Source organism: Deltaproteobacteria bacterium HGW-Deltaproteobacteria-4 (assembly GCA_002841765.1).
Classification (GTDB): domain Bacteria; phylum Desulfobacterota; class Desulfuromonadia; order Desulfuromonadales; family UBA2197; genus UBA2197.
Map to the genome: position 1 here is coordinate 29,040 of PHAV01000015.1, position 17,584 is coordinate 46,623.

Annotated in this window: 15 protein-coding genes; 12 read left to right on the plus strand and 3 right to left on the minus strand. The window is 53.9% G+C overall.

Going from position 1 to position 17,584, the window contains the following annotated elements:
* Positions 1–248 precede the first annotated feature (248 nt).
* The 4 genes from CVU69_10630 (at position 249) to CVU69_10645 (ending at position 2,436) form a co-directional block, all read left to right on the plus strand.
* A complete protein-coding gene (locus tag CVU69_10630; GenBank protein PKN11791.1) occupies positions 249–695 on the plus strand; it encodes an SRPBCC domain-containing protein in 447 nt (148 codons plus the stop codon).
* A gap of 207 nt (positions 696–902) precedes the next feature.
* Positions 903–1,970: a ribosome small subunit-dependent GTPase A gene (gene rsgA, locus CVU69_10635; protein ID PKN11792.1), complete on the plus strand. Its 1,068-nt coding sequence runs from the start codon at positions 903–905 to the stop codon at positions 1,968–1,970.
* A gap of 32 nt (positions 1,971–2,002) precedes the next feature.
* Positions 2,003–2,206, plus strand: coding sequence for a tautomerase (locus tag CVU69_10640; protein PKN11793.1), 204 nt, complete (start codon positions 2,003–2,005; stop codon positions 2,204–2,206).
* Positions 2,207–2,259: 53 nt separating this feature from the next.
* On the plus strand, positions 2,260–2,436 hold the full coding sequence (locus CVU69_10645) for a hypothetical protein (protein PKN11794.1): 177 nt from the start codon (positions 2,260–2,262) through the stop codon (positions 2,434–2,436).
* Positions 2,437–2,564: 128 nt separating this feature from the next.
* On the opposite strand, the gene CVU69_10650 is transcribed toward CVU69_10645, so the two are convergent.
* Complete coding sequence (locus CVU69_10650) at positions 2,565–3,464, minus strand: spermidine synthase (GenBank protein PKN11795.1); 900 nt, start codon at positions 3,462–3,464, stop codon at positions 2,565–2,567.
* 82 nt (positions 3,465–3,546) lie between these two features.
* Positions 3,547–4,095 (minus strand): glycosyl transferase, encoded by a 549-nt coding sequence (locus tag CVU69_10655; GenBank protein ID PKN11827.1) that lies wholly within the window; start codon positions 4,093–4,095, stop codon positions 3,547–3,549.
* A gap of 478 nt (positions 4,096–4,573) precedes the next feature.
* Between CVU69_10655 and CVU69_10660 the strand changes: the two genes are divergently transcribed.
* The 3 genes from CVU69_10660 to CVU69_10670 all read left to right on the plus strand — a co-directional run bounded on the left by CVU69_10660 (position 4,574) and on the right by CVU69_10670 (position 7,384).
* A complete protein-coding gene (locus tag CVU69_10660; GenBank protein PKN11796.1) occupies positions 4,574–5,632 on the plus strand; it encodes a hypothetical protein in 1,059 nt (352 codons plus the stop codon).
* 10 nt (positions 5,633–5,642) lie between these two features.
* Positions 5,643–6,815 carry a hypothetical protein gene (locus CVU69_10665; protein ID PKN11797.1) on the plus strand — a complete coding sequence of 391 codons (1,173 nt, stop codon included), beginning with the start codon at positions 5,643–5,645 and terminating at the stop codon, positions 6,813–6,815.
* 164 nt (positions 6,816–6,979) lie between these two features.
* The gene (locus tag CVU69_10670; protein ID PKN11798.1) at positions 6,980–7,384 is read left to right on the plus strand and encodes a hypothetical protein; all 405 of its coding nucleotides are present in this window, start codon (positions 6,980–6,982) and stop codon (positions 7,382–7,384) included.
* 82 nt (positions 7,385–7,466) lie between these two features.
* On the opposite strand, the gene CVU69_10675 is transcribed toward CVU69_10670, so the two are convergent.
* Complete coding sequence (locus CVU69_10675) at positions 7,467–8,681, minus strand: ammonium transporter (GenBank protein PKN11828.1); 1,215 nt, start codon at positions 8,679–8,681, stop codon at positions 7,467–7,469.
* 762 nt (positions 8,682–9,443) lie between these two features.
* On the opposite strand from CVU69_10675, the gene CVU69_10680 reads away from it, so the two are divergent.
* From CVU69_10680 to CVU69_10700, 5 genes are all read left to right on the plus strand, one after another.
* Positions 9,444–9,635: a hypothetical protein gene (locus CVU69_10680; GenBank protein ID PKN11799.1), complete on the plus strand. Its 192-nt coding sequence runs from the start codon at positions 9,444–9,446 to the stop codon at positions 9,633–9,635.
* Between the two features lie 48 nt (positions 9,636–9,683).
* Positions 9,684–11,297, plus strand: a complete 1,614-nt coding sequence (locus CVU69_10685; protein PKN11800.1) for a hypothetical protein — start codon at positions 9,684–9,686, stop codon at positions 11,295–11,297.
* Positions 11,298–11,429: 132 nt separating this feature from the next.
* A complete protein-coding gene (locus CVU69_10690; protein PKN11801.1) occupies positions 11,430–13,142 on the plus strand; it encodes a hypothetical protein in 1,713 nt (570 codons plus the stop codon).
* Positions 13,143–14,585 carry a diguanylate phosphodiesterase gene (locus CVU69_10695; GenBank protein PKN11802.1) on the plus strand — a complete coding sequence of 481 codons (1,443 nt, stop codon included), beginning with the start codon at positions 13,143–13,145 and terminating at the stop codon, positions 14,583–14,585.
* 82 nt (positions 14,586–14,667) lie between these two features.
* The gene (locus tag CVU69_10700) at positions 14,668–17,475 is read left to right on the plus strand and encodes a hypothetical protein (GenBank protein PKN11803.1); all 2,808 of its coding nucleotides are present in this window, start codon (positions 14,668–14,670) and stop codon (positions 17,473–17,475) included.
* Positions 17,476–17,584 lie beyond the last annotated feature (109 nt).

Genomic DNA, 17,584 nt, shown 5'->3' on the forward strand with positions numbered 1-17,584 from the left:
TATTGAGTAACAGCGACTACGCGATGTCTAAAGAGGGGAATTGAGATGTCAACGCTCAATTCCCCTTTTATTAAACAAGAGTTATTATCAACCATCGGCACGACCAGCCTAAAAGCAGACTGGTCAGCCTCAGCCCCGTTGGACAAGACGAGAATAATGTAATGTATCAATAAGGTGAAACCGCCACAACACGGACACATACAGAGGCTGAAACTTTATGCCGGCATACCTAGTAGGAGGTGTCTGCAATGAACTATCGTGAAATATGGCATGAAATCATAATCAATGCTTCCCCAGGTGAGCTTTATGATGCGCTGACCGATGTGAGAAAGCTTGCACATTGGTGGACCACCGATACGCGGGGGGAATCCTCCGAAGGCAAGAAATTGGAATTCTGGTTTTACGGGAAATTTTTAAAGGAGATGGTTGTAACGACTCTGAAGGTAGATGAACTAGTGCGGTGGCGCGCAACTGAGCGGAGCGATCCGGAATGGGTCAACACCGAAATTGAATGGAAAATCATTCGCGAAGGCGAGAAAACGCTACTTCACCTTCGCCACTCAAAATGGTGCAAGGATGCCAAATTCTTTCCTCGAACCTCGATGCACTGGGCCCTTTTCCTGCTGAGCCTCAAGGAATTTGTCGAAACTGGGAAAGGTCGCCCGCATCCTTACGACATACCGGTGGGGTTATAAAGACAACAGAGGCGGGGGCAGCCAGTTGACACCAGACAAAAGTGAATAATCGAAGCGAATAAAACTTCCAACCAGCCGATTGGACGCCGCCAGCCCGAAAAGGCCAGGCTTGCGGGTCAACCGGGCACCCCGTTATCAAAGCAACAAGGGCGACCCGATGAGTCGCCCTTCTCTGAATGATCAACAAATAACTTTCGAGAAACCAGCATGACAAAATTCACACTCGATGCTCTGGGCTGGAACGAATGGTTTGCATCGCAAACCGGTCTTTGTAGCACGGATAACGTCATGGCCCGTGTTGCTGCGGTTGATCGCGACCAGCTTCTTTTAGTCGGTGAGCACGGTTTCTTCCGCGCGAAACTCTCCGGAAAGTACCTGCATGAATCAGAGGGCTCGATGCAACGCCCCTGCGTCGGCGACTGGGTTTGCGTGGAGAAATCTGCCCAGGATCTGTTCGGAATAGTGCATGGCGTGCTTGAGCGGCAAACGGATCTTCGTCGCAAAGCGGCTGGTGATTCCGTCGAATACCAGATGATTGCGGCCAATGTCGACTTTGTCGTCGTCGTCCAGTCCTGCCACTTCGACTTCAACCTCAAGAGGCTGGAACGCTATCTGGTTATGGTCAAGGATGGCGGCGCGACCCCGCTTATCCTGCTGACCAAGATTGATCTGGTCACCCCCGATGCTTTGGCGGTCCAGCTGGAGAAGATCAGGAGCGCGGGTATTTCCGAATCCATTGTGACGTTGAGTAATGTCACGAACGAGGGCGTCGATAGCCTGAAGAGTGTCCTTGATCCCGGTAAGACCTATTGTTTTGTCGGGTCATCCGGCGTCGGCAAGAGCACCCTTATCAATGCCCTGGTCGGTCGTGATGTCCTTGAGACCAAGGATGTCAGCGGAACGGGCGAAGGGCGACATACCACTGTCAGGAGGGAGCTCATCCTTCTTGAAAATGGCGCGATGGTCATCGACAACCCCGGTATGCGGGAGTTCGGTCTATTGGGGGCGGAAGGCGGAATCGAAGCCAGTTACGCTGACATCCTGACGCTGGCGACGCAGTGCCACTTCCGGGATTGCACCCATAGCAACGAACGAGGCTGCGCGGTGCAGGCTGCATTGGAGCGCGGGAGAATCAGCGCCGACCACTACGAGAACTTTGTCAAGTTAAGGCGAGAGTCTGAACATTACCAACAGTCGTATGCCGAGAAGCGAAAAAAGGACAAGGACTTCGGTCGCTTCATTAAATCAGTCAAGAAAGAGCTTAAAGACAGGTAGTGCCCCGAACGCCCGCAAAAGGAGAAGGCAAAATGCCCTACGTCAATATCAAGATCACCCGCGAAGGTGCAACCACAGAACAGAAAGCCGCCCTGATTAAAGGGGCGACCCAACTCCTGGTCGATGTGCTCGGAAAGAATCCGGCGACAACGGTTGTGGTGATCGATGAGGTCGATACCGACAACTGGGGGATCGGCGGCGAGTCCGTCACTGTACGCCGCCAGGCGATGAGATAGGAGCCTGCACACGGATTTAACGGATGCGACTGCTGGAATAATGCCGTCGCCGAGTGTTTTTCCACACCCTCAAAACTGAACTGGTTCATCACTGCAATTTTCAGACTCGCGAGGACGCCAGGGCTGCAATATTCGAGTACATCGAAGTTTTTTACAATCGTCACCGGCTCCATTCTGCTTACGGCTATGACGCTCCGTTTGTCTTTGAAGCCATGAAGGAAGCTGCTTAATCTTGTGTCCGAAAAACTGTTGACACTTCAACCGGCGATCTTTGGGACAGAACGACAACAGGGGCACTGAGGGGGGGGCTGAAGAGGTTCGTAGAACTTTATACATTATCGGCTGAAGTGCCCTTAATTCAGAACGAAATACCTTTCGGCAAAAACTGGTCTGTCAGGACACGTGCTTCCTTATCCCAATCTTGATCCGTAGTAAAAAATGGCAGCAGCCATGATGGCTGGATTCCCAGGGGCCGCAACTTTTCTTCAAGAATTTTGGAATTTTCTTTTACTTCCCAAAGGGAAGGAAGGTCACTCTGCTTGGCGATTATAATTCTAACATTTTGAAAGAGCTTCTTTAAATTGTAAAAATCACCATAGACTGACTCGTATGTTACCGATTCGTTATCGTAGCGATCGTTAAAATGAGAAAAGGTATTTGCGGCAAGGACTCCATCCGGCATCAGAATACTTTTTACTTCTTGCAGGAATTGCTGAGTCAGCATGTGTCCCGGAACGTATTTATCATCAAATGCGTCCAACATGATTAAATCATATTTAGCTCCATTTTTGATTGCACGTTTCACAAATACCCGGCCATCTTCTTCCGCAACCAGAACCTTTGCAGTGGGCTGAAAATTGAAGTATTTTTTGGCAACACGCACCATCGCCGGATCCAGTTCAACAACATGTATCTCCGATTCAGGCAATATCCTCATGAGTGCTGTCGGCAAAGTGCCTCCTCCGAGGCCGACAATCAATATTTTTCGGGGATTCGGGCGGAGATACAACGCACCCATCATCATCTTGTTACAATCGAACAGGAAAGAAGCAGGGTCATTAAGAGATATGCATGATTGCTCAATGTTATTCTGCCTGCTGAACCGCAAACACCTCGTACCAAAGCTATCGGAAACAATGATATTGCGATATATGGATCGCTCAATGTGAATAATTTTAGCTGTTGCATTGACTGTTGTTCCACAGAAAATCACCCAGAGGGATGTAATAATAATCATACAAAATCTAATCACATTCATCACCTTCCGGAGCAACCAAGCTTCGCATTTACCAAGTGGAATTGGCTTTTTTCTGCGGATTATAATAACTTTTTTTTCAAAATCAATTTTGAACACACGAGCGAGTAAACAACAGTGAGAACAATCCCAGCATCATGGATATGCTAATTAAAATCCATACTATCTGATTTGTCTCAAGATAGAGCACGAGATAAAAAGCGGTCATGAGCGCTCCAGTCGCACTTCCCAATGTTGAAACAAAATACAAAAGGCCCGCATAGCGGCCGCTGAATCTGCACTCATTGACCAGCAGGCGAACAGCATAGGGAGAGATTATTCCCGTGATAACTGTCGGCAAAAAAAAGAGGGTTGTCGCTGAGGCCAGAGAACCGTATCTCGGGTCCTGAACAACGGAAAATATTGCATCTAACGCATAGGGATCCAACAGAACAATTGGTGTCGTCAACACAGCAGCTGCCAGCAAAATAAATGAAAGTTTTTGTATTGATGGCTGGTTTACGGATAGACGCCCACCTATCAGATAACCGATTGCCAGAGCCAGCATGAAAATTGTGATTATAGCGCCCCAAACATGGATACTGCCGCCAAAGTATGGAGCAAGAATTCGCCCGCTTAATATTTCAACGGACATTAAAAAAAAACCTGACCAGCCCGTAATCAGAAAAACAATGATTCGATCCAACGTTTCTCCCTTTTCTATTTTATTGGATATTGAAAATAGATTCTCTTCTTCTCTTTTAAGGTGGTCCGAGGTGGGAATATTTCCGCAGCAGGCATAGGCAGGGTTCACAACACCGGCCATATTTTTCAATGACCCGCCAGACTCCTTCTCCATCCTCAAACTCAGAATGAAATGTGTTAAGCAATCGACTTTTACATTAATTATTTTCTTATTGTCAAATGCATTATCATTATTTCATATCACTTGTGTCCGGAATAATTGAAACAAATAGATACAAAACCGGGATGCGCCACCGCCTCACCCCTAACAAAAGCTTCCCGCCCCCCCGCTCTGGACACATGCTGACTTCATAGGTTATAGTTCCTCCCGCCCCAAATCAGCTCGACTGCGCGGCCACAACCAACGACTCCAACCTTCGGAAGCTCCCATGAATATCGAACAGATGAAGACCGTTCTGCGCGAAATCCTCACCAAGACCGACCTCACCCCCTGCGTTGTCGGTCATCGCGGCGTCGGCAAGAGTGCCGGCATCCTCCAGGTCTGCCGTGACATCGACCGCCACTACACCTCGTTGCGTCTCGGCCAGATGGAGGTCGGTGATCTGGTCGGCATCCCCTACCGCGAAGGGGAGATCATGCACTGGTCGCGCCCCTCGTGGTGGCCGAACGATGCAGCGCCGGCAACGATCATCCACTGCGACGAACTCAATCGCGCCCAGCAGGAAGACACCCTGCAGGCGATCTTCCAGTTCGTCGAGCCGCCGGCCGAGGGACGACAGCGTGGCCTGCACACCCATCGCCTTCACCCCAAACACAAGGTCGTCGTCTCCATCAACCCGCCGGACGGCACCTATCAAGTGGCGACCCTCGACCGCGCCCTGGTCGATCGCATGGTCATCCTTTACGTCGAGACCGACTACCCCTGCTGGGCGCGCTACGCGACCAGCCGCAACCTCGATGCGGAAGTGCGCGCCTTCCTCGGCGCCAACCACCACCTGCTGGCACAACAGGGCGCCCCTCTCGATTTGCAGATCGAGCCCTCCGAACGCGCCTGGGAGATGGTCAGCATCCTCCGCCAGCACTGCCGCTTCCCGGTGGAGCTGGAGATGGAGGTCTATGCCGGGATCGTCGGCCGTGAAGCGGCGGTGATCTTTCTCCGCTGGTGCGCCGAACAGGAAGGGCGTCCCCTCACTGCCATCGACATTCTCGACCATTGGTTTGAGGTCGGCGAACGCGCCGCCGCCCAGCGCGACGATCGCCAGGCGGCGACGATTCATGACCTCATCGCCACCCTCACTGTGGCGGGGAACTTGAGCACACCACGTGAGGAGCATCTCGTTGCTTATCTGGCGATTCTGCCGCGCGATCTGCGCTTCGGTCTGATCAAGTCGCTGCTGCGCCTACCGCTGATCGCCACGGCCCTGGCGCAGGACAAGTACGACAGCGTCGTCCTCGAAGCGATGCGCACCATCAGCCGCGAAGCGTAACGAGGCTTCGATGCTGGCTGTGCAGAATGCCGTGGTACGACTCCTCAAATCCCGCCCCTTTTACGGGCATCTCCTCCTCGGCCTGCGCCGCCGCGTGGCAGCGAGCGGTCTCGGCATCACCATCAACAACGGCATCCCCACCCTGGTTGTTGATCCGGATGAATTCGCCACCTTCACCCCTGCCGAGCAGGAAGCTCTCCTCGAACATCTCCTCAAGCATCTTCTCCACCTCCACCCCCTGCGCGGCAAGGATCGCCACAGCGGCACCTGGGAGCTGTGTTGCGACCTTGCCATCAATCCGACGATCACCGGTCTTCCACACGGCGCAATCCTGCCGGGACGTTATCGCCTTCCCGAAGGCTGGGCGGCAGAGGAGTACTACCGCGAACTCCACCTCCCCTTCGATACCGGCAATCTCGAAGGTTCAGGGCACGGCAATGCTACCGAGGATCAGGGCACGCACAGCGAGCAGGGCGGGGAGGAAAGCGTGCCGACTCGCGACCACAGCGCTGCGATCGACGACCATCAGCTCTGGAGCGAGGCCGAAAGCACGCCTTTGCGCCTCGGCGAAGAGGTGGTGCGACGCCTGGTCGAGCAGGCCTGGCGCCAAAGTCAGGGAGAGCTGCCGGGTGAACTGCAGGCGCTGGTCGAGAGCTGGCTGGCACCACCCCCCCTCCCCTGGCCGCAGATCCTGCGTCAGTTTGTCGCCACCGCCGGCCGTACCGGCCGCACCACCACCTGGAAGCGTGAGCATCGCCGTTTTGCCCATGTAACCCCCGGCATCCGCTGCCAGCGCCGTCTCCACCTCCTTGTTGCCATCGATGTCAGCGACTCGACCAATCAGCGCCCGTTGCGCGAAGCCTTTGCCCGCGAACTTCTGCAGATCTCCAAAGGGCGCGACAGCCGCATCACCGTCCTGTACAGCGGCAGCCGCATCCAGAAGATCGACACCTTCTCCGGCCGCCAGCAGGTTACCGAGGTTTACAGCGGCGGCGGCTTCACCGATCTGCGCCCGGTCTTTGATTATGCCCGAACGATGACGCCGCGCCCGGCGGCGATCATCTACCTCACCGACGGCTACGGCGAAGCACCGGCAAGTGCCGAATTCCCCACCCTCTGGGTCCTCACCCCTGACGGCCGCATACCCGCCCCCTGGGGGATCGAGTTGCGTTTGGAGAGCTAAAGGGCATCACACGGATTTAACGGATGGAACGGATAAATGCAGATAAATCAGGCCTATAAGTTTATTGTGAAAGCTTTCACTGTTTGAATCCGTAGAATCCGTCTAAATCAGATTTTATCCGTGTGCAAAATGCTTTTAACAGGAATTGGACAAGGAGCACCGCAATGCACGAAGTCACCCCGATGACTGAATCCAGCGTCCGCGAACTCCTCACCAGCGCCGGCGCCAGAGCCTCCTCCCGTTCCGGCCGCAGCGAACACTACGGCGCGCCCCGCGACTTCTCCTTCGAGGTCAAGGGGCTCTTCCCCAACGGCCTGACCATGCACGTGGTCGCCCGTCAGTTCAACTACCGCGAAGCCTGGGAAGAAACGGGCCGGGTCAACGACCTCGTCGATGTTTCGCTGCTGCGCGACGGCCACTACTCCCCCCTCCCCAAGGGTTATGCCTGGTTTCAGGGACGCGATCAGGAAGAAGGACTCGATGCCGAGGCGCTCACTGAACTGGTAACAACGGTCGCCGGGCTCAATCCGAAGATCTATCTGCTGCAGGATTTGAGCGGCGATCTTTGAGCCGGAACGAAAAATGGGCACCCCTTTTTTGGAGGTGCCCATTTTTTAGTTTATTGATCGAATCTGATTGGAGATCAACCGCTCAGGCAACAGACTCGGCGGTGGCACTGCACACCGGAACACCCTCTTCTTCGCCCTCTTCCCCCTCGAACTCTTCGCTATCGACATAGGGGACGGCCCTCCTTCCGAGGACGGCGAGGACCTTGCCGGAGAGGAGACCGCTCAGAGCGGCGAGGACGACGGTGACGGCGATCGCCGTCAACTGGGCGCCGAAATCTATGCCGGTCACGACGACAAGGGCGCTCAGTCCACCGAGGAGGCCGGGGAGACCGTGGAGATAAAGGACGCCGCAAGTATCGACGGTCTTGGCCGCATCGGTCAGGCGGGCCTGGATGATGGCAAAGCCGAAGGTGGAGACGACACCGGCAAGGAGACCGATGGCAAAGGCCGTGCCGGGAGTGGTGAGATCACAGGTCGAACCGATGGCGACGCCGCCGGCGAGGGTGGCGTTGGCAATGTCGGCCGCCGAGATCTTGCCGCGCAGCTTCACCGAGGCGAAGTAGGTGGCGAGGGTCGAGCCGCAGAGGGCGAGGATGACGTTGACTGCGGTCATCGGCACAGCGGCCGGGGGAACGAGGGCCGCGCAGAAGCTCGGCCAGAAGACCCAGAGGACCATGCTGCCGAGGAGGGAGTAGCGGTCGCTGGTATCGTCACACTCGATCGGGGTGGCGTACTCCTTTTTCGTCGTCATCGTCGCCGCTACGGCGAGGCCGAAGATGGCGCCAAAGGCGTGGATGACGATGGAGCCGCCGGTATCGACAACCTTGCCGCTGATCAAGCCGAGGCCTCCCTGCAAGACGATCCACTCATTCAGGGCATAAAAGGGGATGAAGAGGATGCCGAGGAGGAGATACTGGTGCATCTTCAGACGGCCGAGGACGGCGCCGGCACAGATAAGGAGACTGGCGGCGGCAAATTCGGCAAGGATGAGCTTGTCGATGATCACGGTGCTGCTGTCGCCGCCGTGGTAGCTCTCCTTGAGGAAGTAGAGGGGGAGAGCAATGCTGACGAGGAGGTAGGTGGCGGTGAGAGCCGATCGGCCGTACTTCTTGACAAAGACCATCAAAAAGCCGAAACCGACGAGGAGCATCGCCATGATATGGATGGAGCGCTCGTACTTCTGCACATCGCTAAGGGATGCAAGGGTGGTCCCCGGCAGTCCAGCAGCCAGGGCGGCACCGCCGAGGGTGAAGGTCAGGGTGATAAGGAGCAGGGTATTTCTCAGGCACTGATTCATCTTTTCCTCCCAAAGAGCAAATAAAAGTAGCACGACCATAACAATCCGGAATAACGTAGGATCAGCCGGGATCGGCCCCGCACAATCCTTTTGCAGCGCCTGCATTTTGTGCACGGAGCAAGCCAAAAAGACGGACTGCTTATATTGTCAGCATTCATGCTGTGAAATCAGGCAGTTGGTCGATGGAATGGTGGATTCCGGGAAAGTTTTTCTCTGGCGATGCGAGGGAGAACTGTCAAGGTGTGTACTGAGCGGGCATCAACAGAGTTGATTTGCTACTCTAAGGGAAGGTAAGGATTAAATAAGGCAGCGCTCCGCTTATTTCCAGGGGCCTAGCCAGTCCAGCGTCGATTTTCTGCCAGAGGCAGAGAGTTAACGGCGCAGCCGACAGACAAGGCTTAACCGTTGGTTCATTTTGGTAAACGGTCTACCTGCTTAACCCCCCCTGACAAAACTGCAACATTTGACGGTTATGTCGAGCATGACGGATTACTTAAGGTCGCCTCACCAGCTTGGCACAGTTTCTACATCACCAAAATCCTTTAATATCAAAGAATTGCACTCACTACGCCGTCACGGCTTATCCGGCACACAAGTTGCGATTGATGGTTGCGATCCTTTGGATGTTGCTGATGGGGCGACTCCGAACTGGTTGATACATCGGAATCTCTTTGCGCAATCCCGCGCACAAGGAATGGTTCCCGCGTCTATTACGTCGCGCAAATCCCGTTCTATCGGAAACTACTAAAAAAGGAGAAGAATATGCCGCTTATTCAATTAGTAATTATTCTCGTCATCGTCGGATTGGTTCTGTGGGTGATTAACAACTTCATACCGATGCAGTCCACCATCAAAAGGATTCTCAATGTGGTCGTGGTTATCTGTGTGATTATCTGGCTATTGAGTGTCTTCGGACTCATCGGCAACATCTCTTCGATTCGCGTCGGGAAGTGAATGGCTTGGACAACGACGTACGGCAATCCTTAAGTCTGGAGTTGGCAGATGCCGGAACAGATGCTTGAAACATCCTGGGTGAAAAAACTGCAGAATTCCAGGGGACTGCACTGGGTTGTCGGTATTCCGACCGTCCTTGCCCTGGGTCTGTTTATTGTCTCTTTTTTTCTGGATGAACCTCTGCGTCGCAACATGGAAAAGAACATCAACCGTGACCTGAAGGGGTATACCGTCCGGCTGCCAAAATTGCATCTCCAACTGCTGAATCTTTCCCTGCCCCTGAAAGGGGTCACCGTTCTGCAAGAGGCCCATCCTGATCCGCCGGTCGTCTACTTTCCCGTTCTTCGGGCCAGCATTCACTGGCGGGAGATCTTTTCGGGAAAGCTTGTCGCCGAATTCAGGCTGGACCGTCCAGAAATTAATGTCAATCTGCTGCAACTGCGCAGCGAAGCGGCCAGTAAGGTTTCTATCAAGGAGCGCGGCTGGCAACAGGCGGCAGAGGATATCTATCCGCTCAAAATAAACAGTTTAAAAATCAATGATGCCACGATTACCTATATTGATGAGGACCCGAACAGACCCCTTGTTCTTAGTCATCTGAACCTCCAGGCCACCAATATCCGTAACATAAATTCGCCGGATCAGGTCTACCCCTCGGCGTTCCATCTGGATACGGCAATCTTTGCCAGCGGACATGGCACGGTCGATGGAAACGCAAATTTCCTCGCAAAACCGTACCCGGGGCTGAAGGGACGTATAACCCTGGGAAACGTGCCGACAGACCGTCTTCAGCCGCTTGCTGCCGGCGCGAACATCGCCATTCATGGCGGAATCCTCGGAGCCATTGGCAACGCTGAGTTCGCACCAACAGTTAAAACTGCCCATCTGGAAAAGCTGACGATCAAAGGGATGAATATAAATTACATCCATTCAAAAAGTACCACCGCAGTTGAAAAGAAACAGGCGGCGGTTGCTGGCAAGGCCGCCAGCGAGCTCAGCAACCAGCCCGGCCTTTTGCTGCGAGCCGATCAAGTCAGCTTGACCGAGTGTACTCTCGGCATGGTGAATAAATCGGCGAGCAAACCGTACCGTCTCTTCATTGCCGAGACCGATTTCCAGTTGAGCAACTTTTCCAACCAGTTTTCCCAGGGACCTGCGCAGGCTGAACTGAAGGGTAAATTCATGGGGAGCGGCAAGACGACGGCCTCCTTTAATTTCAGGCCGGTAAAAGAGGCCGCGGATTACGATCTCCATCTTAAAATCGAAGCGACCGAATTGACGGCGATGAACGATTTGCTGCGCGCTTATGGTAACTTCGATGTTTCCGGCGGAAGCTTCTCCCTGGCCTCTGAACTGCACGTTAAAGATGATGCTATTTCCGGCTATATCAAACCGTTCTTTCAGGATATAAAGGTTTATGACAAGCTCAGAGACAAGGATCGCGGTGTCGGTCATCAGCTGTATGAGATGATGGTCGGCGGGGTCGCCGGTCTGCTTGAAAACAGATCGCGCCAGGAGGTTGCCACCAAGGTTAATGTTGCCGGTTCGCTTAAAAATCCGGAAACCAGCAAAGGGGAAATCATTGGCGGACTCTTCAAAAACGCATTTTTCAAAGCGATCCTTCCCGGTTTTGACAAGGAACAACCGAAGCAGATAAATTAGAAACGAAGCTTGCCCATGAAGGATCACGAAAAAGCAAAAGCCGAGTTGGTTCAGTAAATTAAAGAACTCCGCCGGGAGTGTGACGAACTCAATGAATCTTCCTGCATGCTTAATAGATGAGGATCGCCAAAAATGAATGAAGAGATCATGTCCGCTGAGACCTCTCCCTCTGAAGAGGCAAGCAAAACAGAAGTGGCACTTGCCACTGACATCATGCTGGCCATGGTAAAAACCGCGAAGGGGGTCAAGATGTACCAAGCCAGCAACCCCCTTCTCGGGAAGTTTTTTCAGGAGTTGACGGTAAAAATGTCCTCCATGCTCAATCTCTACAATGAATACAAGCTTGATGTGGACAGATTCGAATTCAGGTACAAGGGGCATTCCGTTTATAAAAACTCTGACACCAGCGAGAGCATGGCCTTCCGCATGTATTCGGACGGCATCAGAGCTATTGTCTTCAATGCGGGGGTCGAGGAGTGGGAGCTGCAAGAGTTTCTCGACATCGTCAGCATGAGCCAAGCCGGCGGCGTTGACGACGATATTGTCACTCGCATGTGGGACAAGGGTCTGCTTCATTGCTCTTACATCCTGGAAGATGATTTCCGGGAGATTGACAAGCAGATTGACGATCAGATGACCGGAACCTCCGCCCTGAGGAAAATACCGCCGTCCTGCCTTGCCGATCCCCTCTCCTGCGCCACCCGACTGCAGATCATCCCCGAGCATTTTTACACCCTCAACGCAGAAGAGACGGCCTGTCTCCAGGCACTCCTGACGGCGGAAGAGCCGTTCAATCCCATCGATGGGACGGCCAGAATACTGGCAACCATCCTTTCCGGAATTACGGAGCCGGAACTCTTTTCGGCATTTCTGGAAATCTACCTGAAACTCACCAGAAACCTTTTCCATTCCGGCGAGAGTGAATTTTCCCTCAGGTTGTTTACTTTCCTTTACCGGCGGGCAACAGCCAGGGAACCGGTTGACGAGAGGAGTCGTCAGGTTCTTGCCGCCCTGGGCAGATTCTGGACAGACGACGCCCTCAAAGGGCTGTGCAAGATTATTGACACGACCGATGCGCTCTCTGCCGACGAGCTCAAGACCCTGTCGATCATGATTGGGAAAACTTCACCGGCAACCCTTTGCGAGCTTCTCGGCATGGTCGAGACGATGAAGATGAGAAAGGTGCTGATCGAAACGACATCGGAAATTGCCGTTGAAACACCGCAAATCTTACTCCCTTTTCTCAGTGATTCCCGGTGGTATCTGGTCAGGAACGTCGTGTTGATCCTGACCCAGATCAAAGATTCGGTGCTGCTTGATCAAGTCGTGATGCTCATCACCCATCGCGACCAAAGGGTCAGGAAAGAGGTATTGAAATACCTGGTAGCGGTTTCCGAACCCCGGGCCAAACCATTTATTCTCAAGTTCCTCCGGGATGAAGCTGCGGGCATAAGGATTATGGCGCTACAGCTGCTGGGGAGAGCCAAGCTTCAGTTCGCCTTGAAACCTCTCACCGCATTCATCGATACCGACGAATTCGAAGGCATGAGCATCTCTGAAAAAAAAGCGGTTTTCGCGGTGCTTGGCGAGCTGGGGGGGGGGAAGATGCTGCCCCTCTTCAAGAGTATGCTGACCAGGAAGTATCTCTTCCAGAGGGCAAAAGAGAAGGAAGCCATCACCTGTGCGGTGGCCGGACTGGAGAAAATTCCGGGAGAGGAGACCCGCAAACTCCTCGAAGAAGCGCTCCGTTCAAAAAGCTCGGAATCCCAAGACATCATCAAAAATGCCATCATGACGGTGAGTCGCCAGAAAAATGCCCCCGACTCCCGGCAGCAGGAGCGCTGAATGAATACCATGACCAGCCAGGATCAGCTTGACAAGGCGCTGCTGCAGTCAGGGAGAAGCCTGGTCACGCGTTTTTTCGTGTTAATCAAGACCGCCCAGAATTACGCTGAGGGACATGCGGCCGTCGCCCCGGCGGTCGAACAGTTGCTTGCCGTGATCCGGACCATGCACCGAATGAATGCCGAGGCCTCACTTCGGCTCAGGGGAGGATACCTTTTTCTGGGGGACTTGCGCCTCAAGCCCGAAACCGCCGGATTTGAAGCCTTCAGTTTCACCATGAGCGAAATGAAAAGATGCTTCATCGGCGGAATCAACTTTTCCCCGGAAGTCTCGGCGACGGACCTAAGCGGTTTTGTTCAGATTCTCCTCAGGATGCAGGCGCCGCCGTCACTCCAGGCCTTTAGCGAATTGCAGGCTCTCCTGCTTGCGGCCGCGATAACCCGAATCGAACTTGAGGTCCTGACGGAAACAACCGATTACGCCTACATGGACGATGCGGCCAGGATGGACAGCAAATCCCGGGCCAGACGCATCTATTCCCAAGCCATCAGTGCCGTCGATGACATCATGAGCAACGCCGTGAAGGGTAAATCCCTCCAGTTGGCCAAGGCCAAAAGGGTGGTGCAGGGGATGGTTGACCAGCTCATTTCCGATCCTGCCGACCTGCTCGGTTTTACCACCCTCAAATGCCATCGGAAATACACAAGCAACCACCCGGTCAATGTCTGCATCCTTTCGATGCTGACAGGACTCAAGGCGGGATTGACAAAAAACCGCTGCTGCGAGCTCGGCCTGAGCGCTTTCTGCCACGATATCGGGAAAACCGCTCTCCCGCAGGAATTATTGGACAAAGAGACCGATCTGGACGAGCAAGAGTGGCAGGCGATGCATAAACACCCGCTGCTTGGCGTCAAACTGCTGTTGGAGCTCAAACAGCTCGACAATCTGAACGCCAGGATGGTGGCCGTGGCGTTTGAACATCATCGGCAGCACGACTTCTCGGGATATCCCCGGCTTCCTTACCAAAAGATGAGCCTTTTCAGCAAGATCATCAGTATGGCCGACGACTATGACGCCCTGACCTCATCCCGGGTTTATCACCGGGAAGCCAAGGCGCCCGACAAGGTCATCCGTTATATGCTTTCCAAATCCGGCAAGAGTTATGATCCGGTTCTGCTCAAGCTCTTTGTTACCACAGTCGGCATCTATCCCGTCGGCACCATTCTGCTTCTCAACACCAAAGAAATAGCGCTGGTCGTGAAAAACAAGCCCGCAGCAGCAATGCTCGGCACCCCGTGGATAAAATTGATTGCCTCCGCCGGCGGCGAAGAAATCGACGGGGAGATTGTCGACACGGCCGAGCTCGCGGCCTCGGGCCGGGCTATCCTGGGGGTCATCGACGCGACCACTTTGGGAATGGACCCCGTCGGATTCCTGGTGTAATGAACCTCACGCCCCAACGCTAAACGAAGTGAAAAGGGAGGGAATTACACACACGCTCTTTGACCAACCGTGGAGACAATAAATGCTTTTCAGCTTAAAGAACAAGTTAGCCCTGACTGTCTGCCTGCTGTTAACAGTCACCCTCACAGCCGCAGCCATGGGGGTTCTCCACTTTTTCAGTGCCGAGTTCAAGGCGATAATCAGCCAACAACAGTTCAGCTCCGTCACAGAGATTGCCGCCGACATCGATGAACAGATCCGAGCCGGCAACGAGATCATCACCCGCACGGCAACCAACTTCCCCGACGCTATTCTCGCCGATCCGGATGCTGTTCAGAGCTATCTTGACCAGCGTCTCGGCGAGGGGACTCGGCTCTTTTTCGACAACGGGATCTTCTGTTTTTCCCCGGGCGGAGAACTCCTCGCGGAGTACCCCTTTAAAGAGGGGCGACGCGGCAAGAACTTTGCCTTTCGCGACTACCTCCAGAAGACGATTGCAACCCGCAAGCCGCAGATTTCGGATCCCTACTTCTCCAGCCAGGAACACCACCATCCCGCGATCACCTTCACTGCTCCGATCTTCGACGCCGCGGGGAAGCTCTCTGCCGTCATCGCCGGAAGCGTCGATCTGACAAACGACAATTTCCTCGGCAGACTGGGAAAATTCAAAATCGGTGCGAGCGGTTATCTTTACCTCTACAACATTGACCGGATGATGATCATGCATCCGGATGCCAGCCGGATTTTGCAGAAGGATGTCGCGGTCGGGGTCAATCCCCTCTTTGATCGAGCCATTGCCGGTTTTGAAGGGTCCGAAGAGACCGTCAACTCTCGTGGCATTGCCATGCTCTCCTCCTTCAAACGTCTTGCCACAACCGACTGGATCCTCGCGGCCAACTATCCGGTCAGCGAAGCCTTTGCTTCTGTTGCCAAAGCGAAGAGATACATCTCCAGCGGCCTTCTTCTCCTCCTTCTTAGCACCACCGTGGCAGTATGGTTCTTCATGAAGCACCTGAGCCGACCGTTGCTCGACTTCACCCGCCATGTCCAGAATCTGTCAGAAAAGGGTGCCTCACGAACGCCCCTTCCGATCACCACCGACGACGAAATCGGCCTTTTGGGGATTGCTTTCAATCGACTCATGACTGAAGTCGAAGTGCAGAAAGACCTCTCCTCTGAGCGTCTCCACTTTTTGCAAACGATCAGCGACGCTATTCCTAATCCCGTCTACTATAAGGATCTGCAACGACGTTATCTCGGCTGCAATCGCGCCTACGAGGAGATTCGCGGCGTCTCCCGCGCAGAATTGTTAGGGAAGACGACCAGCGAGATCGCTGACTCCCCTGAAGCAATAGAACTCGATCTCGACGAGTTCGAACTCCTCAACGATTCGAGTCTGCCCGATGACTTTACGGAGACATCGATGCTCTACAGCGATGGCAGCCAACACGAGATCCTTATCTACCGGGCTGTTTTTCACGACGACCAAGGGGCGGCAGCCGGTCTGGTCGGGACTTTTACTGACATTACCCATCGAAAAGTGCTGGAGAAGGCATTAAACGAACAACAACTCTTTGGCGAGAACCTGCTGCAAAACTCTGCCGTCCCCACCTTTGTCGTCGACAGTAAGCATCAAGTGATTACCTGGAATCTCGCCTGTGAAGAACTGACCGGTCTCACCGCTTTTGACATGCTCGCCACCAACCAGCAATGGCGAGCGTTTTATTCCGAGGAACGCCCCACCCTTGCCGACATCATTATTGATGGTGACATTGAAAAGACGATCGATCTTTATCAGACCTTCTCCAGTTCGCAGCTCATTGCCGAAGGACTGCAGGCAGAAGGATGGTACGCCAATGTCGGTGGCAAGCGGCGCTATCTGAGTTTTGATGCAGCGCCGATCCGCGACCGGCAGGGGAATATCATTGCCGCCATCGAAACACTGCAGGACCACACCGGGCTCAAGCAAACGGAAGAAGCGTTACGGCGGAGTGAGGAGAACTTCCGCTCATTAACTGAACTCTCGCCGGATGCGATCCTCGTCCACAAAGGGGGAGAGGTCATTTTTGGCAATAATGCCGCCGCCGCCCTCTTCGGGGCAGTAAGCACGGGGCAACTCACAGGAGTCAGGATTATGGATCTCGTCCATCCCGATTATCACGCAATCGTCCAACAGCGCATCAGTGAGGTTGAATTCAATCAGGGAGAAAAAACGTGCTTCGATGAAAAGATCCTTCGCTTAAACGGTGAAGTCGTCGATGTTGAGGTCTGTTCAACCCCGGTCTTTTATCATGAAGAGTGGTCGGTACAATCGATCTTACGAGATATTACGGCGCGCAAGGAGTTACAGGAACAGGTCTGGAAGCAGGCGAATTATGACGGATTAACCGGACTCCCGAATCGGCTCCTCTTTAACGACCGCCTGCAGCAGGCGATTGAGCGGGCGGCGCGGGAGGATTATGCCGTCGCTCTGCTGTTTATTGACCTTGACCGTTTCAAAGAGATCAACGATACCCTCGCTCACGATGCCGGCGACTCTCTCCTCCAGCAGGCGGCAAAGAGGATGGAGGATGCTCTTCGTAAGAGCGATACCTTGGCGAGGATGGGCGGGGACGAATTTACCGTGATTATGCCCTGCGTGGCAGAACCTCTCCATGTCGGGATTGTCGCTAAGCGCCTCCTGGAAACTCTCAGACAGCCCTTCAACCTGCCGGGGGGCATGGGGATGATTTCCGGATCGATCGGTGTCGCCTTTTACCCGCGGGATGCCAGAGATATCCCGATGCTTCTGCACCAGGCAGATATCGCCATGTACCGGGCCAAAGAGAGCGGCCGGAATACTTTCCGGCATTACTCGGCAGTGGCTGACGGAGAAGCAGACAGCCTCTGACCCTTCTTTCGTCTAAAATTCCTCGCCCGCAAGGAATCAACAGAAAAGAGATGCCGTTGTTTGCCCTCCCTTTTTCTTGACTCTCTCACTGAGAGCGCGTTAAAATTCG